This window comes from Streptomyces sp. RKAG293 (assembly GCF_023701745.1).
GTDB lineage: Bacteria > Actinomycetota > Actinomycetes > Streptomycetales > Streptomycetaceae > Actinacidiphila.
In genome coordinates, this window is sequence record NZ_JAJOZB010000001.1 from 6955877 (window position 1) to 6978597 (window position 22721).

Here is a 22721-nt window from a genome sequence, read left to right on the forward strand (position 1 = left end):
TGATCATCGAGCCCCCGGCGGCACCGGGATCCGCAGGGAAGGGCAAGGCTTCGTGGCGATGGCTAAGACGGGGACGCGCGCGATCGGCGCACTGCTGGCGGCGGTGCTCGGGGCCTCACTGGCGGGGTGCAGCAGCACGGGCGGCAAACGCGCGGAGGAACGGGCCGCGCAGTCCGCGGGCGGCGGCTCGGGCGTCGACACGCCCAAGTGGACGGTGGCCATGGTCACCCACTCGGGTGCCGGCGACACCTTCTGGGACATCGTCCAGAACGGCGCCAAGCAGGCCGCCCGCAAGGACAACATCAAGTTCGTCTACTCCAGCAGCAACCAGGCGAACGAGCAGGCGCAGCTCGTCCAGGCCGCCATCGACCAGCACGTCGACGGCCTGGTGGTCACCCTCGCCAAGCCCGACGCGATGAAGGACGTCGTCGCCAAGGCGGTGAAGGCCGGCATCCCCGTCATCACCATCAACTCCGGCTCCGACCAGTCCAAGGCCTTCGGGGCGATCGGCCACATCGGCCAGGACGAGAAGATCGCCGGCCAGGCCGTCGGCGACGAGCTGGACAAGCGCGGGAAGAAGCACGCCATCTGCGTGCTGCACGAGCAGGGCAACGTCGGCCATGAGGAGCGCTGCGCCGGGGCGAAGGAGACCTTCGCCGGGACGATGGACAACCTCTACGTCGACGGCACCAACATGCCCGACGTGCAGTCCACGATCCAGGCCAAGCTCCAGGCCGACAAGTCCATCGACGCGGTCGTCACCCTGGGCGCGCCGTTCGCGGCCACCGCCGTCAAGGCCAAGCAGCAGGCGTCGAGCCCCGCCGAGGTCGACACCTTCGACCTCAACGCGCAGGTCGCCACGGCGCTGGCCAACGGCACGATCGGCTTCGCCGTCGACCAGCAGCCGTATCTGCAGGGCTACGAGGCCGTGGACCTGATCTGGCTCTACCGCTACAACGCCGACGTCCTGGGCGGCGGGAAGCCGGTGCTCACCGGCCCGCAGATCCTGACCCAGAAGGACGCCGCCGCGCTGGCGAAGTACACCGAACGGGGGACGCGATGACACCGGCCACCACACTGGAGAAGCCCGCAGGCCAGGACGGTCCTGACCCCGGCGGCAAGGTCGCGGACACCCGGCTGGTGCACCGCTCGCTGGCGCGCCGGCTGATGGGCCGTCCCGAGCTGGGCTCGGTCGTCGGCGCCGTGGCCGTCTTCCTCTTCTTCTCGGTCGCCGCCGACTCGTTCCTGCAGTGGTCCAGCTTCGGGACCGTGCTGTACGCCGCCTCGACCATCGGCATCATGGCGGTGCCCGTCGCCCTGCTGATGATCGGCGGCGAGTTCGACCTGTCCGCCGGTGTGATGGTCACCAGCTCCGCGCTGGTCGCCTCGATGTTCAGCTACCAGATGACGGCGAACGTCTGGGCGGGCGTCGCGGTGTCGCTGCTGGTCATGCTGGCCATCGGCTTCTTCAACGGGTTCCTGCTGACCCGCACCAAACTGCCCAGCTTCATCATCACCCTCGGCACGTTTCTGATGCTCACCGGGCTGAACCTGGGCTTCACCAAGCTCATCAGCGGCACGGTCAGCACCAAGTCCATCGCCGACATGGAGGGGTTCGACTCGGCGCGGGTGCTCTTCGCCTCGCACCTCACCATCGGTGACATCGACCTGAAGGTCACCATCCTGTGGTGGGCGGCCCTGGTCGCCGTCGCCACCTGGGTGCTGCTGCGCACCCGGGCCGGCAACTGGATCTTCGCCGTCGGCGGCGGCGCGGACGCCGCCCGCGCGGTCGGCGTCCCGGTGGCCCGCACCAAGATCGGCCTGTACATGGCGGTCGCGTTCTGCGCCTGGATCTCCGGCCAGCACCTGCTCTTCTCGTTCGACGTGGTGCAGTCGGGCGAGGGCGTCGGCAACGAGTTCCTCTACATCATCGCGGCCGTCATCGGCGGCTGTCTGATGACCGGCGGCTACGGGTCGGCGATCGGCTCCGCGGTCGGCGCGTTCATCTTCGGCATGACGAGCAAGGGCATCGTGTACGCCCAGTGGAATCCTGACTGGTTCAAGTTCTTCCTCGGGGCCATGCTGCTGCTGGCCACGCTGCTGAACGCATGGGTCCGCAAGCGGGCGGAGGCGACCGCATGAGCGCGCTGGTGAAGCTCACCGACGTGAGCAAGTACTACGGCAACATCAAGGCCCTGGAAGGGGTCTCCCTCGAAGTGCACGCAGGTGAGATCACCTGCGTCCTGGGGGACAACGGCGCGGGCAAGTCCACCCTCATCAAGATCATCTCGGGTCTGCACCAGCACGACGCGGGCACCTACGAGGTCGACGGCGAGCCGGTGCGCCACAGCTCGCCGCGCGAGGCCCTCGACCACGGCATCGCGACCGTCTACCAGGACCTCGCGGTGGTGCCGCTGATGCCGGTGTGGCGGAACTTCTTCCTCGGCTCCGAGCCCACCAAGGGCCGCGGACCGCTCCGCCGGCTCGATGTGCGGACGATGCGTGAGACCACCCGCGGCGAGCTGCTGCGGATGGGCATCGACCTGCGCGACGTGGACCAGCCCATCGGCACCCTGTCCGGCGGTGAACGGCAGTGTGTCGCCATCGCCCGCGCGGTCTATTTCGGCGCGAAGGTGCTGGTCCTCGACGAGCCGACGGCGGCGCTCGGCGTCAAGCAGTCCGGCGTCGTCCTCAAGTACGTCGCCGCCGCGCGCGACGCCGGACTCGGTGTGGTCCTGATCACCCACAACCCGCACCACGCGTTCCTCGTCGGCGACCGGTTCGTCCTGCTGAAGCGCGGCGCGATGGCCGGGAGCTATCCCAAAACGGGCATTACGCTGGAAGAGCTGACCCGCCAGATGGCGGGCGGCAGCGAGCTGGAGCAGCTCAGCCACGAGCTCGCCCGCGAGGGCTGACCCAGCCCGTGCTGCACGGGGTACGTCCCCGGTGCGGCACAATCGGCACGACAGCCATCGATCCGGAGACGACCCTTGCCAGCAGCGTCACGCAGCGACCGATCAGCATTCCAGCGCAAGGGCGCCGCCCGTGCGACGGTGCTGCAGACCGTCGGCCGCCGGGAGCGCCGCTCCCATCTGACGGCACCGAGGGTGCCGACGGTCGGCATCGACATCGGCGGCACCAAGGTGGCGGCCGGGGTCGTGGACCCGGACGGCAACATCCTGGAGCAGCTCAGGACCGAGACACCGGACCGGAGCAAGAGCCCCAAGGTCGTCGAGGACACCATCGTCGAGCTGGTGCTGGACCTGTCGGAGCGGCACGACGTGCACGCGGTCGGCATCGGCGCCGCCGGCTGGGTCGACGCCGACCGCTCCCGGGTGCTCTTCGCCCCCCATCTGTCCTGGCGCGACGAACCGCTGCGCGACCGGCTGGAGGAACGGCTGCTGGTCCCGGTCATGGTCGACAACGACGCCAACACCGCGGCCTGGGCCGAATGGCGCTTCGGCGCCGGCCGCGGCCAGGACGACCTCGTCATGATCACCCTCGGCACCGGCATCGGCGGCGCCATCCTGGAGGACGGCCACGTCAAGCGCGGCCGGTACGGCGTGGCCGGCGAGTTCGGCCATATGCAGGTCGTCCCCGGCGGCCACCGCTGCCCCTGCGGCAACCGCGGCTGCTGGGAGCAGTACAGCTCGGGCAACGCGCTGGTCCGCGAGGCCCGCGAGATGGCGGCCGCCGAGTCGCCCGTCGCGTACGGGATCATCGACCGGGTCGGCGGCAACATCGGCGACATCACCGGTCCGCTGATCACGCAGCTGGCCCGGGAGGGCGACGCCATGTGCGTCGAGCTGCTCCAGGACATCGGCCAGTGGCTCGGTGTCGGCATCGCCAACCTCGCCGCCGCGCTCGACCCGTCCTGCTTCGTCATCGGCGGTGGCGTCAGCGCCGCCGACGACCTGCTCATCGGTCCGGCCCGGGACGCCTTCCGCCGCAACCTCACCGGGCGCGGCTACCGTCCCGAGGCCCGCATCGTGCAGGCCGAGCTGGGCAACGAGGCCGGGCTGGTCGGCGCCGCCGACCTCGCCCGGCTGGTCGCCCGGCGGTTCCGCCGCGCCAACCGGCGCCGTGTCGAGCGCTACGAGCGCTTCGTCCGGGCGGCGGGCCGATGAGCGTCGACCGCCCGCACAGCAGACCGCTGCGCCAGGTACCCCGCTGGGTCCAGTGGACCGTCGTCCCGCTGCTGATCCTGGTACCCGTCGGCTATGTGATCGTCTCCGCGGAACAGAGCCGCAACAGCGGCCAGGACAAGGCGGAGTCGGCGGCCGCCAAACACCTGACGTGGGACTGGCCCACCCAGGTGCAGCGGCGGATATACCAGGTGCCGGTCCCGCTGGACTGGACCCGCAACATCGCCTACATGGAGACGAACGACTGGAGCACGAGCGTGCTCTACGTCCAGTTCACGTCCACCGCGGGCGGTCTCGACACCTTCCTCGCGCAGCTGGGCACCAGCCGCTCCGCGCTGAAGCCGGGCGACGTCACCATCACCCCCGACCAGGCGAAGGTGCCCGGCTGGCTCTTCCGGCCGGCCCACGACTGGGCCGGAGTGTCGACGACCCAGCACGGTGACAAGCCGGACCACGACATCACCGTCGACCTCAGCGATCCGGACCACCCCGTCGTGTACATCGTCTCCACGATCAACTTCTGACGGGGGCGGGCGGGGGCACTGACGGGGGCGCGAGTGGGAGCTCCCGCTGCGGGGCTCCCAGTCACCTCCGCCGGCTGCGGCTGCGGCTGCGCCTGCGCGGCGGCGCAGGAACGAATTCGACATCATCGTCCCATTCGGGCTCCGCGTAGCTGGTGGGGGCGAAGGTGCGCCGGCCGCTGTCGGTGATGATCGGCAGCCGGCTGGACGAGGGCCGGCGGCTGCGCCTGCGCTCCCGCTCCGGCTCGATGGGGCCGGCGCCGTAGGAGAAGCCGTCCCCCACGTCGACGGGGCGGCTGCCGGGCCCGCGGGAGGGCGCCCGGCTCGACTGGCGCCGACGCCCGCGCTCCCGCTCGGGTGCGGCTTCGATGGGGCCGGCGCCGTAGGAGAAGCCGTCCCCCATGTCGACGGGGCGGCTGCTGGACCTGCCGGAGGGTGCCTGGCTCGACTCACGGCGGCGCCCGCGCTCCCGCTCGGGTGCGGGCTGGGAGGGGCCACCGGTCTCGTACGAGAAGGCGGGGCGGCGCGACCGGCTGCGGCTGCGGGACATCTGACTGGTGACGGGGTAGTCGTCCTCGTCGTCCACCGCGGCGTAGTTGACCGGGGCGGCGACGGGCGGGCGCCCGGTCCTGCTCACCGGCGGCCGGCTCGACCTGCGCCGGCGGGTGGGGGCGGGCGTCTCGGCGACGCGGCTCCGGCTCTTGCTCCTGCTGCGGTGCGAACGCGGCGCGTCGTCCTCGGGGCTGTTGCTGCGCCGGTCCGAAGCGAACCGGTAGGTCTTCCGGCGTGCCGACACGGCGGCCCCTTCGTCCTTCCCGCTCTGCCGGTGACCGTACCCGTACTCCTCCTGGTCCGCATCGTCGTCGGAGTAGGCGCCGACGAGCCGCACGCCCTCCGGCACGGCCGTTCCGTTCTCCACTCCGTAGAAGCCGTTGTGTGTCCCCGGCTTCTTGTACATGGTCGGATGAGGCACGGTATGACTGGTCGTCACATCCTCACGCCCGGCGAGCTGGGGCAGCTTGTTGGTGTCCCTGACGAGCCTCTTGGTGGAGTAGCCCTTCTCCCGTCCCGTGCGCGGCATCTGGAGGTGCAGGTTGGCGTTCGGCGCGACATTGCGGAAGAGACCGGCCGTCTCGGGCTGACGGACGTCGACGTTGTTGATGACGGGGACACCCATGCGTCGCAGATCTTCGCGGTTGGTTTCGTACTGCTGATACTGGGGTTGGTCCTCGTACGTGGTGGCCGCGTACCGGTCCGCGTCCTCGGGGCGTTGGCGTACCCGTGCCCGCACCCCGGACAAGTCGGCCTCGGACAAGCGGATCTGGTCGCGGCCGCGCAGGTTCTCCTCGGGCGGGCGGACCTGGCCCGGCGGGTGCAGGCCGCCCACAGAGGCCCGGACGGGACCGATCTGACTGGAGCGCACTCGGATGCGCCCGCGCGTGGTGGTGTCGAAGATGTGCTTCCTGCCGTCCGACGAGGCCCCGACGTACTTGCCGATGATCGGATCGCCCTCGCCGAGGATCTCGAACAGCTGGTTCCTGTCACCCGGGTACATCTTCCTGCCCTCGCCGCCCGGCGCGCGGGCCACTGCGATAGCGCCGCCGGTCTGCGCGGGCGCGGCGGTCTGCGCGGAGCCGCCGGAGCCGGGTCCCGACAGGTCGGGCAGGGATCCCCGGGCCATCCTGCGGCCGTTCGCCGTGGCAGAGCGCTCGAAGGGGTCGTCCTGGTGGGAGAGTTTCACTCCCGCCCCGTTGTCGGTCCCCGCGACGGAGCCCATCGACTGCTGGCGGACGTGGTCGAGCTCGTGGAACATCGTCTCGTCGTCCGTGCCCTGCGGGCCGACGACGATGTCACTGCCCGTGGTGTAGGCGCGTGCGCCGAGGGCGGCCGCCGAGCGCTGCGCGACCGGGTCGCTGTGGACGCGCACATGGCGGAAGGACATGCCGTAGCCCTGTTCCGCCCGCTCCAGAAGACGTGAGTCCAGCGGACGCCCCGGGGAGCGCACGGCGTTGAGCACGGACGACGCCTGGACCGACGAGTGGTCGGTGACCGGCTGCCCGGCGTCGGGCCGCTCGTGACCGCATCCGGTGCCGTGCTCGTGCAGTTCCTCCTCGACGGCGCGGGCCACCACCGCGTTGCCCGCCGAGCGCTGGAGAGCCAGGACGCGCTGCGCCACCGTGCGCGGTCCCTCGGCGCGGCTGCTGCTCGCCGGGCCACCGGCCTGCTTGACCTGGGTCTTGTACGCGCGCACGGTACTCCTCGCCACTCAACGCCTGATCGGACATCGTCCCTCGGCCCGCACCGGCAGCGGGAGGGCCGCGAGGGCAGAATCCCGGCCGGAGCGGGTCGCTGGACGGGCCGCAAGGGCAACGCGGCCGTCGCTCTGCGCGGGTCCACCGGTTCGGTCACGCGGGCTCGTCCGCAGCGCTGTTCAGCACGGCCGGAAGGTCCCCCCTCCGCCGGATGCCGAGCTTGCGGTAGGTGCTGGTCAGATGGGTCTCCACGGTACGCAGTGCCAGGTGCAGGAGCTCGGAGATCTCGGCGTTCGTCCGGCCGTCCGCGGCCAGTGCGGCGATCCGGCGTTCGCCGGCCGTCAGTGCACCCGGGCCCGTGAGAGTGGCGTTCCAGCGGCGGGTACCGCTGGCGCGCAGGGCCCGTTCCGCGGTGCCCGACAGCCGCACGGCGCCGAGCCGTTCGGCCGCCGCCGCGGCCTCCCTGAGCAGCGGACGGGCCTGGCGGGGCTGCCCGGACGCCGTGAGCTGGAGTCCGTGGGTGACGAGCGCGGAGATCAGCTCGGCGTCGAGCGAGGTGCCGCGCAGGACGTCGACGGCCTGGGCGGTGAGTTCGAGACCGCGTCGTCCGCCGGTGGCCGCGCCCAGGACGCGCAGCGCGCGGCCCTGGACCCGGGGCGTGCCCCATACGGCGGCGTACCGGCTCTCCTCCTCAGCCAGCGCGAGGGCCTGCGGTGCTTCCCCCAGAAGGAGATGACATTCGACGGCAGCCGAGCGCCACGGTGTGACGACGATGCCGACCACGTCCCGGCCGAGCTGGCGCCTGCCGCACTCCCGGAAGTCGGCCAGGGCCCCGGCCGGATCGCCGACGGACGCACGCAGGGCACCACGCGCGTAGAGAAACCGGTTCGGCTCCCAACTGTCGTGCGTCTCGTCGACGTTGACACCGGCGATGAGCCGCTCGGCCTCGGCGGAGCGGTCGCACTCGACGAGTGCGAGGACCCGATGGGCCAGGAAGTTGCTCGCACCGGTACGGGCCGCGTCGTCCGGCGTCCGCAGCCGGTCGGCGGTCTCCTCCAGCACCCGCCGGTAGTGGCCGCGTGCGGCGGCGGTGTCCACCCACGTGTTGAGCAGCGACCGGTGGACCGGGTGCAGCGGGGTCAGCCGGTGCTCGGTCAGCCCGGTCCTGATCAGTCGTTCGGCCTCGTCCGGTACGTCGGCCCACTGGGTCACGGCGGCGGCCACCGCCAGCAGGTACGGCACCAGCAGCGGATCTTCCGGGGCCGTCAGCAGCCGCCGGATCTGCCGCACGGCCGACTCCGCGGACAGCAGCCCGGCCGTCACCCTGTACCGGATCAGGAGGGCGTGCTGGGCCGGGCTGATCCCTTCCGGGGAGTGCTCGGCGCGCTCGTGCAGGCGGGTGTAGACGGCCCGCCGGATCTCCGGGTCGTGGTCGGAGAAGAACGCCGACGCGGTCTGGACCGTACGCGCCAGGACGGGTTCCGCGTCCAGCGGGCCCAACTCGCGCATGACGTCGAGCGCGGCGTGCGGCCTGCCCCGGTTGGCCAGGGCGTTGCCCAGGCTGACCGCGGCGAGCACCCGGTCCCTGGGCCGCTCCTGGAGGCGCAGCGCCTCGGCCAGCCGGGGTATCCCGCCGGTCCGCAGGGTGGCGAACTCCAGTTCGCCGAGCTCGGTGAGGACCGCGGACCGCCGCTCGCGCGGCAGCGGTTCGTCCAGCGCGCGGCGCAGATAGCTTGCGGCCGCCCCGGTCCTGCCGGCCCTGGACGCGTCGGCTGCCGCGGCCCGGAGCGCCTTGTCGACGGACGCCGCATCCCCCGCCGCACCGGCGGGGGCGGTCCGCAGCAGATGCCTGGCCACCGCCTCGGCCCCGTCGCCCCGGCGTTGGCGCAGGTCGGCCGCGCGGTGGTGCAGGGCCTGCCGGTGCGAGCGGGGCCAGCCGTCGAGGACCGCGCCGCGCAGCAGGGGATGCGCGAAGCGCGGGAGAGCGCTGCCGGGGACGTGGCGCAGCACCCCGAGCCGGATCATCGCGGTGACCCAGCCGCCGACGCGGTCGGGATCGGCCCCGGTGAGTTCGGCGAGGAAGTCGGCGAAGTCCTGGCCAGGACCGGGTTCATGGTGCCCGGCGGGTCCTGGGGGGAGGCCGGGCAGGCCAGGTCCGCCGGGAGTCCCGCGTTCCGCCTTCTCCGTCCCTCCTTCGTTGTACCGCTCCGGTGCCGAGTGCTCGAGTTCCGCGAGGGCGCGAGCCACCCCGCTGCTTCCGGGGCCCGCGCTTTTCAGCCACCACGAGACCGCCGCCACGAACGCCCCCGGGTACAGGTCGGCGCAGCTCTCGGGCAGTCGTGGCTCCATGCCGTCACTGTCCGGCCCGCGGTACGGGAAGACCGCCCGGAGATCGTCGAGCAGCGCGCGCAGCAGCAGCGGATTGCCGGCACCGGCCCGTACGCAGCCGTCCACCCAGGTGTCGCTGGTGTGCGCGCCCAGGACGCCGCGTACCAACTTCGCGGCGGCGGGACGGCTCAGCGGCGCCACCGCGTGCGTCCGGACCACCCCCGGGGGCAGTGAGTACGCGAGGCCCGGTGCGGGCGGGGTGATGTCGTACTGCCCCCGTTCGGTGACCACCATCAGGACCGGCATTCCGGCCAGTCGTCGGGCGGCTTCGGTCAGCCAGTTCCGGGAGGCCTGGTCGGCGAGGTGCGCGTCGTCCACGGCGACCAGCAGGGGCGATGCGGCCGCGTGCTCGCACAGTAACCGCCACAGGTGGGACGCATTGGTCAAGTGGTCAGGAATCTCAGGGGCGTTGTGGAGGCAGCCAGGATCGGACGGTGAGTTGAGAAGCTGCCGGACGAGGGCGAGCGGGATACCCGAGCACTCGGCGGAGGCATGGGCCCGCAGGACCCGCATGCCGAGTTTCGCGCCCCGCTCAGCGGCGGCCTCCAGCAGCGCGCTGCGGCCCGTACCAGTGGGCGCGCGGAACAGGACCAGCCGACCGGCTCCGCTCATCGCCCGGTCGGCCTCCGCCGCCAGCAGCTCCAGCGCGGACTCGCGTTCCAGCAGCCGGGCAGAGGCGGGTCCCAGGGCCGACGGCGGGGCCGGGAGCAGCCGACGGGGCCGTGGCTGATTCGAGCCCAGCGCCATCAGAACCTGCCGCCGATCTCGTGGTCGGTCTCGTGGTAAGCCACGGTGGTGGTCGTCCTATCGGCGAAGGAAGGATGGGAAGAGCAGGCATGGTTTGCTCCCTTGAGTAAGACGCGAGGACGTATGGCATGGTTCAAAGAAGCCCGAACAGAATCCCGGTCGAGGTCCACGCGTCCGACCCGCTGTCCCTCGACGGAGCGGTCAGCCAGCTTCGCCGGCACTCCGAAGTGGAGCTGGTGGAGGAAGGGACCAGCCGTCCGGGTACGGTCGCGGTCCTGCTCGCCGAGGGGCTGGACGAACCCACGCTGTCGCGGCTGAGAAGGCTGACCCGCGCGGACGGCACCCGGGCCGTTCTCGTCACGAGCCTCATCCGCGAGGCGGAGCTGCTCCAGGTGATCGAGTACGGGGTCGGCGCGATCGTCTGGCGGCGCGAGGCCACCGGCCACCGCCTGCTCCAAGCGGTCCTCGCGGCCTCCCGGGGCGAGGGGGATCTGCCGTCGGACCTGCTGGGGCGGCTGATGGCCCAGGTCGGCTCGTTGCAGCGCGGCGCGACCAGCGTGTCGGGGGCGACGGCGTCCGGTCTGGCGCCCCGCGAGGTCGATGTGCTCCGACTGGTGTCGGAGGGGATGGACACCGGGGAGATCGCCGCAAAGCTCTCGTACTCCGAACGTACGGTCAAGAACGTCATGCACGGGCTGACGACCCGTCTGCATCTGCGCAACCGCGCCCATGCCGTGGCCTATGCCCTGCGCGAGGGCTACATCTGACGGACCGCGCGCCGTTTCACCCCTGCGCGGGTTCAAGGGCCCTGAGGACAGGAGAAGGGCGACGCGGGGGCAACGGGGTTGCCCCGTGATCGTCCCCCGGGTGCCTCGCGGGGTGATGGTCCCGGCGGCCACGATGGACTGGGCAGCTCCCTGCCCAGGCGTCGACCGTGAAGGACTGTGCGACCGTGATCCACGAGGTGGACGACATCCTGCGAGGGCTGCTCATCCGCGGTTCCTTCGCGGGGTCCGACGTCGAGGTCACCTTCGACGCCCCGACGCGCGACTGGTCGGCGCGGCGCAACGCCCCGACCGTCAACGCGTATCTCTACGACATCCGTGAGGACACCAAGCGGCGCCAGCGCGGCAGGATGGCGCTCCGCGACGAGCGGGGGATCGTCCTCAAGGAGCAGCAGCCGCCGCGCTGGTTCCGGCTCTCGTACCTCGTCACGGCCTGGACCAAGCGCCCGCAGGACGAACACCGGATGCTCTCCGCGGTCCTGCACACGTTGCTGCCCAAGGAGATCCTGCCGCCGGAGGACCTGACCGGCACCCTCGCCGGACTCGGCCTCTCCGTCCCGCTGACCGTCGCGGGGCTGCACACCGAGGCGCGCTCGCTCGCGGACATCTGGTCCGCGCTCGGCGGCGAACTCAAACCCTCGCTCGACGTGGTGATCACCGCACCCTTCCTGGCGTCCCCCGACTACCGGGTCGGTCCGCCGGTCACGGAGGGGCTCGGCGTTCGGGTGGAGGGGGCGGACGGCGTGCCCGACGACAGCCCCACCCGCCACCACAGTGCGGAAAGCGTCAGCGCCGCCAAGGAGGACTTCGTGCGGAAGCACGGCACGACGGGAACGCCTCAGGAGCGGCTGACGTGAGCGACTCCTCCGCCCCCCTGCTCGCACGGCTCGCGGGCCTGCGCGAGCGGGTGGCCTTCCTCGTCGACCGGCGCAGCGCCGCGGACCCGACGGCCACCGACCCGATGCGCGGGCTGTACCTGACGGAGGACGGGGTACGGCACCTGCTGTCCAGGACCGCGGGTGCCGCGCCCCCCGCTGTCCCGGACGGCCCGGACGGCCCGGACGGCCCGGACGGCCCGGACGGCCCGGACCTGGCGGAGGAGACGGCGGAAGCAGCGGAGCCGGACGAGTCCTGGCCGTCCGACGACGACCGCCTCCACTGGCTCGCCCACTGGCTGCGCCTCGGCCCCCTCGAAACCCAGATCCTGCTGATCGCGCTGGCGCCCGACCTGGACCGCTCCTTCGAGTCGCTGTACGGCTACCTCAACGACGACGTCACCCGTCGCCGGGCGACCGTCGCGCTCGCCCTCGACCTGTGCGGGTTGCCCACGCACTCCGCCGCCGGACGGTCCCGCTTCCATCCGGCCGCGCGGCTGCTCGCGCGGGGGCTGCTCGAAGTGGAGGACCCCGAGCGCCCCTTCCTCAGCCGCTCCTTGCGCGTGCCCGACCGGGTCGTGGCGCATCTGCTCGGTGACGACACCCCGGACCCGGCGCTGGAGGGGACCGTACGCCCGCTTCCGTACCGGCCCGTGGAAGAGGACCCACGGAACCCGGAGAGCGCGGAGAGCCCGGAGAACGCGGCGGCCGGCGGCACACCGGAGGGTACCGACCTGCTGGTACGGAGACTGGCCGGGCACCTCGCGGAGCGCCCGCTCACGGTCTACCTGCGGGAGCACCGCGACGGCGACGGGCTCGCCTGCGCCATCGCCGCCCTGGGCGCGGCCGGCATCCCGGCCCTGCACCTGGTGCCGGGGGGACGCTCGGAGGACCCCGGGCCCGAGGAGCACCCGCCGGTGGAACGCACTGCGGGGGAGCGACTCCCGTACCGGGAGCTGCTCCGCGAGGCGCGGCTGACGGGACGCGCGATCGTGGTGGCCCCGTTGCCCGAGCGGCCGGCGGAGCTGATCCGGGCGCTCACGGTGAACGACGTCCCGGTCCTGTTCGCGGACCCGCGCCCGTACGACCCGCAGTGGTGCGACAGCGGGCGCGACCCGGTCGTGCTGGACGCGCCCCGGCAGCGTGCCGGCGATCTCGACGCCTGGCGGGCGGCGCTCGGCCCCGAGGAGCCGGAGTTCGACCTGGCGCCGGTCGTCGCCGCGTACCGGCTCGGGCCCGGCGGGATCGACCGCGCGTCCCGCGCGGCCCTGGACCTCGCCGCGTTCGACGGTACCGAACTGTCCGCCGCCCATCTGCGGTTCGCGGCCCGGCAGCAGTCCGCATCGGGCCTCGAGCGGCACGCCCGCCGCATCCGGCCCGACGTCGGCTGGAACGATCTCGTCCTGCCCGCGGGTCCGCTGGCGCAGCTGCACGAACTGGTCCTGCGCGCCCGACATCGCGACCGCGTGCTGGGCGACTGGCGGCTGAGCGCGGGCGGCGGGCGCGGTCGGGGCGTGGTGGGGCTGTTCGCGGGCGAATCCGGGACCGGGAAGACGCTCTCCGCCGAAGTGGTCGCGGGCGAACTCGGCCTTGACCTCTACGTCGTGCAGCTGCCGTCCGTCGTGGACAAGTACGTCGGTGAGACGGAGAAGAACCTGGAGCGGATCTTCACCGAGGCCGACCGTACGGACGCGGTGCTGCTCTTCGACGAGGCGGACGCCGTCTTCGGCAAGCGCTCCGAGGTCAGCAGTTCCAACGACCGCCACGCGAACATGGAGAGCGCCTATCTCCTCCAGCGTCTGGAGTCGTTCGACGGCATCGCCCTGCTGACCACCAACCTGCGCTCCAACATCGACGACGCCTTCACCCGCCGGCTGGACCTGGTGGTCGACTTCCCCTTCCCCGAAGCGGAGCAGCGCCTGGCGCTCTGGCGGCACAGCCTCGCCCACGTCCCGTGCGCCGCCGACCTCGATCCGGGCCGCTGCGCAGGGGACTTCGAGCTGGCGGGCGGCTCGATCCGCAGTGCGGTCGTCACGGCCGCGTACGCGGCGGCGGGCCGGGGCAACAGCGTGACGACGGCGGATCTGCTGGAGGGCGCCCGGCGCGAGTACCGCAAGGCGGGCCGGCTGGTGCTGGACGACGCGTCCTGGTAGCCGCCCGCCCACCCGCCGCGGGGCCGGCTACTTCATCGGTGCCGGGAGCCAGTCCTTGGCCGTCACCGTGCCCGCGGTGTCCTGTGTGTGGACCCAGCCCAGCTTCGTCTTCGTGAGCGTCGTCTCGTCCAGGACTCCGGTCTGCTCGGCTCCGAACTGGCCCTGGTACTCCTTGATCCGGTCCGTGTCGGCCTGCGTCGCCTTCTCCTGGAGTTGTATGTGCTTGCGCAGGTAGTCGATGTTGGCCCGGGTGTACTTGACCGTCGTGGCCAGGTCGCCGTCGTCGAACTCGCCCTGGGTGCCCCAGAGCAGGATGTTGCGCACCCACGGCACCTCCGGGCTGGCCTCGTTCATGTTCAGCGCCAGCGACTTGGAGGCCACGAAGTGCGCTGCCAGGAGCGCGGTCATCGTGGTCCGGCCCAGGTTGCCGAGCCCGTCGGTCTTCGCCAGCTGGCTGAACTGGCCGAAGCGCGAGTCGTTGGTCTGCTGGAAGCACTCCAGGGCCTGCGTGGTCGCCTCGTCCAGTTTGCCCACCGTGTAGGTACCCGTCAGCTTGCAGCCGGCCGCCCCCTCGACCAGCCGTACCTGGGCGAACTGCACGAAGAGGTTCGGCTTGTCCTGCGACGTGATGGGCAGCGGGGCTCGCGGCGGCTTGGCCTCTGCCGGGGGCTTCTTCCCGCCTCCTCCGCCACCGCCCGGCGCCTTGGGCTGCGCGGTGGGCGCGGCGTCCTGGGTGGGCTTGCCGGGCGGTTTCGCCGTCGGTTCCTCCGGCAGTGCGGTGGCCGCCGTCTGCTGGAGCTTCTCCTGCGCGAGCGTGCGGACCGGTGCCTTGTAGGTGAACCAGAGCACGAGCCCGGTGACGGTGAGGGCGAGCAGCAGGCTCAGCGTGGTCATCATCCACATCGGCAGCAGGGTGCGCTGTACGTACGTGCCGTTCACCACCAGGGGTTCGAACCCCGAGCGTCGCACCGACAGCTCGTACGGCCGCTGCTGCTTCTGCCCCACCCAGGTGATCTGCCGGGGCTTTAGGGTCGCGTTGACGAAGGCGGCGCGACCGGGTTCGATCTGGACGTTGGACGGGACGATCTCGTACGAGAGGTCGTCGCTGCTCTTGTCGCCACCGCCGATCGACGCGGTCAGCACGGTGTTGCCGAGGTTGTCGACGGCCAGCTTGGGCCGGCCCCTGAAGCGTCCCTTCACGGTCTGCGGGACCAGCTCGGCCCGCACCTCCATGAACGTGGTGAAGGTGATGTTCCCCTCGGCGACCGTGGTGGCTCCGGGGTGTTCGGTGGGCAGGACGCGGACGCCGTACGGGTGCGGCCCCGCGGTCGCGTCCGGGGTGCGGGGCGGAGCGAACGTCAGCTCCACGATGCCGGTGGTTCCCGGGAAGAGCCTGATGGACGGCGGTTCCACCGAGACGTACGGGGCGATGTCGCCGACCGCCTCGAAGCGGTACTCGTCGACGACGTCGCCGGTGTTGCGCAGACGCAGTCGTACGGTGGTGCTGCCACCCGGGTCGACCGTGGTCGAGGCGGGCTCCAGGAATGTCCAGGTCGTCACCCGATGGACGCTACTGCCGGGGGGAGAGCCCACGGCAGAGGAGGCGGGGTAGCGCCGCTGCCCGAAAGGCAGCGCCCGCTGCCCTCGAACACCCGCGCGCCGGCCGGCCGCCGGGGATGCGGAACCGCGCCCGCGGCCGGACTTCGCGGTGCGGCGCCCGGCACCGCTTCGGTACGCCCCCGCCGGAACTCCTGGTGGCGGCAGACCGTTCCGCGACCCCTCGGCTGCCCCTGGGGGCACAGTCGGTGCCCTGGGTAAGGCACCGGAGGACGTATCCCCGGTCGCGCACGGGCCGCGAGGGTGAGTGTGGTCTTGTCTTGGTACCCCGAGGAGAGCAGAGCATGCCGTCTTACCTGTCGCCGGGCGTATACGTGGAAGAGGTGGCCAGCGGCTCTCGTCCGATCGAGGGGGTCGGCACCTCGGTGGCCGCATTCGTCGGGCTGGCGCCCGAGGGCCCGCTGAACGAGCCGACACTGGTCACCAACTGGACCCAGTACGTGGCCGCGTTCGGCGAATTCACCGACGGGTACTTCCTGGCGCACTCGGTTTACGGCTTCTTCAACAACGGCGGATCCGCCGCCTATGTGGTCCGGGTGGGCGGCACGCCCGGCGGAGTGACGGGGGCGCCGGGCGAAGGCGCCGAACCGGTCGGCGGACGGCGCGGCCGGTCGGCGGTCGCCGGCGCCGCGGCAGCGCCTGCCGCACTCACGGCCGGTGCGGCACAGGCACTGGGGACGTTCAAGGTGTCGGCCGTCGCGACCGGTGAGAGCGGCACGCTCAGCGTCGAGGTCACGGACGCCGAGGGCGAGGGCCCCGCCGAGCGGTTCCGGCTGGTCGTCAAGGACGGCCCGAAGCCGGTCGAGACCTTCGACGTCTCGGCGAAGAAGGGCGCCCGCAACTATGTGGTCACCCAGGTCAGGGAACAGTCGAAGCTGATCTCCGTGCAGGAGGCGGCCGCGGCCTCGCAACTCGCCCGCCCCGACAACCAGACGGTGGCGCTCGAGGCGCCCGTCGCCGCCGCGCAGCCCCCCGTGGTCCCGGACGCGGTGGAGAGCGAGCCGGTCGGCATCGCCGAGTACCTGGGCGACTCCTCGGACCGCACCGGCTTCGGCGGCCTCGAAGCCGTGGACGAGATCTCCATGGTCGCCGTCCCCGACCTGATGGCCGCCTACCAGCGCGGCGCGATCGACCTGGAGGCCGTGAAGGCCGTCCAGCTCGGGCTGATCGCCCACTGCGAACTGATGGGCGACCGGCTCGCGATCATCGACCCGCCGCCCGGCCTCAACGCCCGGCAGATCCGGGTCTGGCGCATGGAGACGTCCAACTACGACTCCAAGTACGCCGCGCTCTACTACCCGTGGATCAAGGTCTTCGACCCGGCCGGCGGCCAGACCCGGCTGATCCCGCCGAGCGGCCACATCGCCGGCATCTGGGCCCGCAACGACTCCGAGCGCGGCGTGCACAAGGCCCCCGCCAACGAGGTCGTACGCGGCGCCGTCGACCTGGAGATGCAGATCACGCGGGGCGAGCAGGACCTGCTCAACCCGATCGGCGTCAACTGCATCCGCACCTTCCCCGGCCGCGGCATCCGCGTCTGGGGCGCGCGCACCCTTTCCTCCGACCCGGCCTGGCGCTACCTCAACGTCCGCAGGTATTTCAACTACCTGGAGGAGTCGATCCTCAACGGCACCCAGTGGGTGGTGTTCGAGCCCAACGACCAGGCCCTGTGGGCCCGCATCCGGCGGAACATCTCCGCGTTCCTGGTGACGGAATGGCGCAGCGGCGCGCTGTTCGGCGCCACGCCGGAGGACGCCTACTACGTGAAGTGCGACGCCGAGACCAACCCGGTGGAGTCGGTGGACCTCGGCCGGGTCATCTGCCAGATCGGTGTCTCGCCGGTCAAGCCCGCCGAGTTCGTGATCTTCCGGCTGGCCCAGTTCTCCGGCGGCAGCGGCGAGCTGGAGGAGTAGCACGCCACGCGCCTCCGACGTACGGTTTCCGACCATCAGCAGAAGGAACGGCTTTCATGAGTCTCTCCCAGGGTGATGCCCTCACCACCCACAACTTCGGCCTCCAGATCGACGGCGTCATGGTCGAGTACCTGCACGCCGTGGGCGAGGTGGGGATGGAGCAGGACGTCATCGAGTACCAGCAGGTCTCGGCGAACGGCCAGCCGGTCACCAAGAAGATGCCCGGTGTGAAGAAGGCCGGCGAGACCACCGTCACGCGCGGCATGGAGCAGTCCACCGCCTTCACCGAGTGGATCGCCGCCTCGCTGCGCGGCGACATGGGCTCGGCCCGCAAGAACGCGAGCATCATCTACATGGACTACCAGTTCAACCCGGTCCGGCGGCAGCACCTGCGCAACGCCTGGTGCAGCAAGGTGGTGGGCGCGGCCGCGACGGCCGGCGAAGCCTCCGTGATGACCGAGACCGTCACGATCGTCTACGAAGAGCTGGTCACCGAGTAATGCGTCGCGGACCTGCCAGGCCTGCCACCGACGCCGCTGCCGCCACGTCCGCTCCCGCGGACGTGGCGGCCCCGGCCGTCGTACCGGCGGAAGCACAGCCCGTACGGCAGCCGTTGCGAACCGAGTTCGCGTTCGAGCTGCCGCGCGGGTACGTGGACGACATGGGAACCGTGCATCGCGAGGGTGTGATGCGACTGGCGACCGCCCGGGACGAGCTGATCCCGCTGCGGGACATGCGGGTGCAGGAGAACCCCGCGTACCTCTCGGTGGTGCTGCTCGGCCGGGTCATCACCCAGCTGGGCACTGTGGCGCACATGCACGACGGCGTGGTGGAGAACATGTTCGCCTCCGACCTCGCCTTTCTCCAGGACTTCTACCGGCAGGTCAACGCCGAGGGCCACACCAGGGCCGGCGTCTCCTGCCCACACTGCGAGCAGCCGTTCGAGGTCGAGCTCGGCGGGAGCCGCCTGGGGGAATCGTGACGTACGCGACCGACCGGATCCATGAGGAGATCGCGTACATCGCCTACCACTTCCACTGGAACCTGGACGACATCCTGGACCTCGAACACCGTGAGCGGCGGCGATATGCCGAGCAGATCGCCACGTTGGTGACGCGTGCTGCAACGGAGCGGTGATGGGCATATTCGACCGGCTGAGGGGCCGGGAGCGGAGCGGGGGCGCTACGGTGCCGGGCCCCGTTCCCGAGGCGTCCGCCGGAGACCGAGCCGCCGCGGGCACCGGTGCCGCTGTCTCCGCGGGGGGGCGGGGCTGGGCCGGTCTGCCACCGATCCAGCGCGTGCTGGCGGCTCCGGCGCGGGTGACGGTCGCGTCCGCGGACTTCGGCGGCTCGCTGACCGCCTGGCAGAACCACTCCTTCTCCGGGACGCTCTCGCATGCCGTCCTGGACGGTGCCCCGACCGGTCTCATCAAGGACACCCTGGCGTTCGCCGGGGCGCCCCGGCCGGGTGACCGCGGCGCGGCCCGGCCCCTGCCGATCGCCGCTGCCGTTGATGACGCTGCCCGGGGGGACACCGGTGCGAGCGGCCCGGGCCAGGCGCAGTGGCCCTCGGTCCAGCGCGCCCCGGGTCCGCGGGTCGCTCCCGTAATGCCGCGGCCGAATGCGGCGCCCCCGGCGCTGACCCGGGCTTCCGCCCCGGGAACGGTGCAGCGCAGGGTGCTTCCCACGGTGGCGCCGCGCCGGGGGACGCCCGCCCCGGCGGCAGGCGAGGTGGCCGCGCGGACGTCTGTGCCCCCGTCCGCGCCGACACCGGTCCGGACGCCGACACCCGCGCCCGTCCCCCTGGCTCCCCGACCTTCTTCCACCGCGACCGGGGCCGCCGCTGTGCGCGTCCAGCGCGCGGAGGGAGACCAGGACGGGCCTCGCGGCGGCGGCTCGGCGCGGATCGTGCCGCCGGGCCCCCGCGGTCGGGTCCGGCGGGCGCGCCCTCGGCCGCCCACACCCCGCCGGCCCACCCCGCTGCACTTCCCGTGCAGCGGCGTGAGGCGAGCGCTCCCGGTCCGTCGGCTGGTCCGGCGGCCGCCGAGCCACGTCGGCGCTCGCTGCTCGGACCGCCGCTGACGGGACCGGTGGCTCCGCCGGCGGCACCTGCACCGCAGGCCGCACCGGTGCAGCGGCGCGGCCTCGTCGGTCCCCCCGTGCAACCGTCCTCGTCCTCGCCAGGACCGACACCGCCGGCAGCGCCGCTGCTCGGCGGCCCCGGGGCCGGTGTGCCGTCGGGCGGGGTGCGGGCGGCCGGCGGCGGGAACGGCGGTCCGCCGCCCGTACCGAGGACATCGGCAGCCAGGCCGGAAACCGTGGTGCGCCCGTCCGGCACGTCCGGGACCAGCACGGCCGGAGCCGGCACCCCCGCGGCGGCTCCGCCTGGGCCACGTCCGGTCGTCCGGCCCGGGTTGGGTGCTCCGCTGAGTGGACCTGCCGGCGCTCGGACGGTGACCCCGCCGGCCTCCCCGGCGGTGCCCCGGCAGACGGGTGCCCCGGTTCCCGGCAGGGCACCACTCGTGCAGCGTTCCCCGGCGGTCGGCGGGCCACCGCGCACTCCCATGCCGCCCGCCGTACGGCCCACCGCGCGGACGGCTGCGGGCCCCGCGGCGTCCGCGACCGCTCCCGCACCGGCGTCGCCCGTGCAGCGGCACGGTCCTGCCGACCGCGCGTCGTCGAGTGGGCGCCCGCCCGCACCGACCGGGTCCGCTCCGGTTCCCGGACCCGGCTCATCGCCGACCACCGATGTCCCCGTCTCCTCCAGCCCTTCCGGCTCCTTTACGGGTGCGCGTGGCGCGGGAGTGCCGGGGCCCGGCGGCGTGGCCGGGCCACCCGCCGTTCCGACGCGCGGCCCGACCACGCTGACACCCGATGCGGCTGCCGGGAGGAGCGGCCGCCCACTACCGGTGCAGCGGCTCGCCACCCCGGGAAACGCCGGCAGCGCAGCTGCGCCGACGCCGCTCGGTCCGAGGGGCGGATCCGGCCCTGCCGGGAAACCCCCGCTGGGGCGCATTCCCGCACCTGCAACAGCACTTACACCTGCACCCGCACCCGCACTTACACCTGCACCCGCACCGGGCCCCCGGGCCGGCGCGCCGTCGGCGGTGACGCTTCCGGCGGCGGTTCACCGTTCCGTAGCGGCAACCACCGGTCCGGCAGCGGGCGGTGGCGCGCCCGCGCCCAGCGCTCCCGTTCGGCCGCCGAGCGGATCCGGCGAAGACGGCGCCAACAAGGCGACCCCGGAGCCGAATTCGACACCGCCTGTCGTAGCGGCCGACTCCGGAGCCGACCCACAGGCCGCTGCGCCTCCATTGCAGCGGGCGGCAGTGCCCACCGTGCCGGTGCGGTGGTCGGTGACGGCCTCGACCGCCCGGCCGGTGCGTCACCCACGGCCGGTTCCTGGACGCAGTGCCCGTCCCGCTCCTGGTGCCACGCCCGGTCCGACGGGGGGAGAGGCGGTGCGCCCCACCGTGCACCACGCCTCCGGATCCGGCCGTGCGAGCGGCACGCCGCGCGTGCAGCGGTCGCCCCTGACTCCCCCCTCGGCCCGGCCCCTGACCCCAGCCCGGCCCCCGACCTCGCTCCGGCCGGCCTCTGCCGTTGCCTCGGCCCTCCCGTCCGCTCCGGCCGCCCGCGCCGCGGGCGCCCCGGCGACCGCCCTGCCCTCCGGGGTGCGGGCGCCCGCCGTATCCCGGACCCCCTCTGTATCCCGAACGTCGGCCGGCCCGCTGTCGGCGTCGCGGCAGGGGTCCCTTCCGTACGCCCCGCTGCTGGGTTCCTCCCGGCCGGTCACGGCCGCCGGGTTCACGCCGTCGCCGGCGGGGCCACGGTTCGTGGCTCCGGTCGCGGCGGCGGGCAATGCTCCGGCAGCCGCCGCGCCGCGCCGCGGGGAGCCCTCGGTGGCCGGTGCGCAGCCGGTCGCTGCGCGGCGGCCCACCGCTCCCGGGGCGTCCGCGCTCCCGGGGGTCCAGCGTGCCGTTTCACCGTCCGCCCATGCGCCGGCTCCCGCGCCGACGGCGCACAGGGCCCCGACCCCCGTGCGTCTGCACCGTGTTCGGCCCGCGACCGTCGGCAGCCGTCGGCCTGCCGTACAGCGCTCCGCCGCCCCGCCCGCCGCCGTCCGTCCGATGCCGCTCACGGCCGCGACCCGGCCCCTGGCCGCTCCCACCCCGGCGTCCTCACCCGCGCGACCCGGTACCGAAGGGCGCGATCCCCACGGCGCCGCCCCGGCTCTCCCGGTCGTTCAGCGCGCCGCGTCCGCGTCGGTGCCACTCGTCCCGGGCGGGACCGGCCGTACGCCGGTACGGCAGGCTCCCGGTGGCTCCGGATCCTCCACCGCCCCCATGACGTCCGCCCTCTCGACCGCCCCCGTGGCCCGGCCGGTTCGGAGCTCCGTCGTGTCCCTGGCGCCGGCCCGGCCCGCGCCCGCCGTCGCGCTCCCCGTGCAGCGTGCGGCGCCCGCGATCCCGGCCGCGCTTCCCGCTCCGCCCGCAGCCGCGGCGCCGCCGGTCCGTACGCCGACGCCCGCCTCGGTGCGGGTGTCCGCCCCGCGCCGTGCCACGTCCGTCGAAGTACAGCGGAGCAGTGGTGGCGGCGGGGGAGCCGCGGAGCGGCCGGCGCCCTCCGTGACGAGCCGGTTCACCCCGCGTGAGTTGAAGGAGGACCAGGTGGCCGAGTTGGCCCACCGGCTGATCGAGCCGATGACCCGGCTGCTCCGCACCGAGCTGCGGCACGACCGGGAGCGGATCGGCAAGCTGCGCGACCCACGCCACTGACAGCCCCGCGCGCGAGCCGAGCCGCCTGACCCGTCACGTCGGTCCGCAGGCCCGACCCCCCCCGCCCCATCGCCCGACCCCCGTGGAACCGCAGGAAGGCCCCACCTGATGCCCCAGGAACTCGACGCAGGCTCCACCATCTTCTTCAACCTCACCATCGACGGTGAGAGCCTGGGCAACTTCAACGGTTGTGAAGGGCTCTCCTCGCAGGTCGAGATCGAACAGCGGCAGGAGGGCGGCAACAACGGATTCGTCTGGCAGCTGCCCTCCCGCGTCACCTTCTCCAACATCACGCTGACCCGCCCCCTCACCGAGGCCACCGCGAAGGTGGCGGAGTGGATCTCCTCCGTGACCACGGGGGTGACCCGGCCCACCGGACAGATCGCCGCGCTGCGCGCCGACGGCTCGGTGGTCGCCCAGTGGGGGCTGATCGACGTCCTCCCGGTGAGCTGGCGCGGTCCCTCCTTCGACCCGGCGAACCCCGCCGTGGCCACCGAGGTCCTGGAGATCGCCCATCACGGATTCACGGACGCGGGGGAGGTGTAGCC

Annotated in this window: 17 protein-coding genes; 14 read left to right on the forward strand and 3 right to left on the reverse strand. The window is 72.9% G+C overall.

The window, feature by feature from the left end; all coding sequences use genetic code 11:
• Window positions 1-52 precede the first annotated feature (52 nt).
• The 5 genes from LNW72_RS30805 to LNW72_RS30825 all read left to right on the forward strand — a co-directional run bounded on the left by LNW72_RS30805 (window position 53) and on the right by LNW72_RS30825 (window position 4669).
• Window positions 53-1063 carry a sugar ABC transporter substrate-binding protein gene (locus LNW72_RS30805; RefSeq protein ID WP_250978342.1) on the forward strand — a complete coding sequence of 337 codons (1011 nt, stop codon included), beginning with the start codon at window positions 53-55 and terminating at the stop codon, window positions 1061-1063.
• Between the two features lie 104 nt (window positions 1064-1167).
• Complete coding sequence (locus LNW72_RS30810; protein WP_250980387.1) at window positions 1168-2142, forward strand: ABC transporter permease; 975 nt, start codon at window positions 1168-1170, stop codon at window positions 2140-2142.
• The gene (locus LNW72_RS30815) at window positions 2139-2915 is read left to right on the forward strand and encodes an ATP-binding cassette domain-containing protein (RefSeq protein WP_250978343.1); all 777 of its coding nucleotides are present in this window, start codon (window positions 2139-2141) and stop codon (window positions 2913-2915) included. Before LNW72_RS30810 ends, LNW72_RS30815 begins: the two co-directional genes overlap by 4 nt.
• A gap of 75 nt (window positions 2916-2990) precedes the next feature.
• Window positions 2991-4127 carry an ROK family glucokinase gene (locus LNW72_RS30820; protein ID WP_250978344.1) on the forward strand — a complete coding sequence of 379 codons (1137 nt, stop codon included), beginning with the start codon at window positions 2991-2993 and terminating at the stop codon, window positions 4125-4127.
• Window positions 4124-4669 carry a hypothetical protein gene (locus LNW72_RS30825; RefSeq protein ID WP_250978345.1) on the forward strand — a complete coding sequence of 182 codons (546 nt, stop codon included), beginning with the start codon at window positions 4124-4126 and terminating at the stop codon, window positions 4667-4669. Before LNW72_RS30820 ends, LNW72_RS30825 begins: the two co-directional genes overlap by 4 nt.
• Window positions 4670-4730: 61 nt before the next feature.
• Here the strand turns inward: LNW72_RS30825 and LNW72_RS30830 are convergent, their stop codons facing one another.
• A complete protein-coding gene (locus LNW72_RS30830; protein ID WP_250978346.1) occupies window positions 4731-6917 on the reverse strand; it encodes a DUF4157 domain-containing protein in 2187 nt (728 codons plus the stop codon).
• Window positions 6918-7071: 154 nt separating this feature from the next.
• Window positions 7072-10053 carry an AAA family ATPase gene (locus LNW72_RS30835; protein ID WP_250978347.1) on the reverse strand — a complete coding sequence of 994 codons (2982 nt, stop codon included), beginning with the start codon at window positions 10051-10053 and terminating at the stop codon, window positions 7072-7074.
• Between the two features lie 128 nt (window positions 10054-10181).
• Between LNW72_RS30835 and LNW72_RS30840 the strand changes: the two genes are divergently transcribed.
• From LNW72_RS30840 to LNW72_RS30850, 3 genes are all read left to right on the forward strand, one after another.
• Complete coding sequence (locus LNW72_RS30840) at window positions 10182-10820, forward strand: response regulator transcription factor (protein ID WP_250978348.1); 639 nt, start codon at window positions 10182-10184, stop codon at window positions 10818-10820.
• Window positions 10821-11005: 185 nt separating this feature from the next.
• Window positions 11006-11695 carry a DUF4255 domain-containing protein gene (locus LNW72_RS30845; RefSeq protein WP_250978349.1) on the forward strand — a complete coding sequence of 230 codons (690 nt, stop codon included), beginning with the start codon at window positions 11006-11008 and terminating at the stop codon, window positions 11693-11695.
• Window positions 11692-13866, forward strand: a complete 2175-nt coding sequence (locus LNW72_RS30850; RefSeq protein ID WP_250978350.1) for an ATP-binding protein — start codon at window positions 11692-11694, stop codon at window positions 13864-13866. Before LNW72_RS30845 ends, LNW72_RS30850 begins: the two co-directional genes overlap by 4 nt.
• 27 nt (window positions 13867-13893) lie before the next feature.
• Here the strand turns inward: LNW72_RS30850 and LNW72_RS30855 are convergent, their stop codons facing one another.
• Entirely contained in the window at window positions 13894-15426 is a 1533-nt protein-coding gene (locus tag LNW72_RS30855) for a hypothetical protein (RefSeq protein WP_250978351.1), read from the reverse strand.
• A gap of 341 nt (window positions 15427-15767) precedes the next feature.
• Between LNW72_RS30855 and LNW72_RS30860 the strand changes: the two genes are divergently transcribed.
• The 6 genes from LNW72_RS30860 to LNW72_RS30885 all read left to right on the forward strand — a co-directional run bounded on the left by LNW72_RS30860 (window position 15768) and on the right by LNW72_RS30885 (window position 22719).
• Complete coding sequence (locus LNW72_RS30860; protein ID WP_250978352.1) at window positions 15768-17396, forward strand: phage tail sheath subtilisin-like domain-containing protein; 1629 nt, start codon at window positions 15768-15770, stop codon at window positions 17394-17396.
• A gap of 56 nt (window positions 17397-17452) precedes the next feature.
• The gene (locus LNW72_RS30865) at window positions 17453-17896 is read left to right on the forward strand and encodes a phage tail protein (protein WP_250978353.1); all 444 of its coding nucleotides are present in this window, start codon (window positions 17453-17455) and stop codon (window positions 17894-17896) included.
• Window positions 17896-18378, forward strand: coding sequence for a hypothetical protein (locus LNW72_RS30870; protein WP_250978354.1), 483 nt, complete (start codon window positions 17896-17898; stop codon window positions 18376-18378). Before LNW72_RS30865 ends, LNW72_RS30870 begins: the two co-directional genes overlap by 1 nt.
• Window positions 18375-18533 carry a DUF6760 family protein gene (locus LNW72_RS30875; protein ID WP_014153881.1) on the forward strand — a complete coding sequence of 53 codons (159 nt, stop codon included), beginning with the start codon at window positions 18375-18377 and terminating at the stop codon, window positions 18531-18533. The genes LNW72_RS30870 and LNW72_RS30875 overlap by 4 nt, the downstream gene beginning before the upstream one ends.
• A 3262-nt stretch (window positions 18534-21795) precedes the next feature.
• Window positions 21796-22173, forward strand: a complete 378-nt coding sequence (locus tag LNW72_RS30880) for a hypothetical protein (RefSeq protein WP_250978355.1) — start codon at window positions 21796-21798, stop codon at window positions 22171-22173.
• 108 nt (window positions 22174-22281) lie between these two features.
• Window positions 22282-22719 (forward strand): phage tail protein, encoded by a 438-nt coding sequence (locus tag LNW72_RS30885; protein WP_250978356.1) that lies wholly within the window; start codon window positions 22282-22284, stop codon window positions 22717-22719.
• Window positions 22720-22721 lie beyond the last annotated feature (2 nt).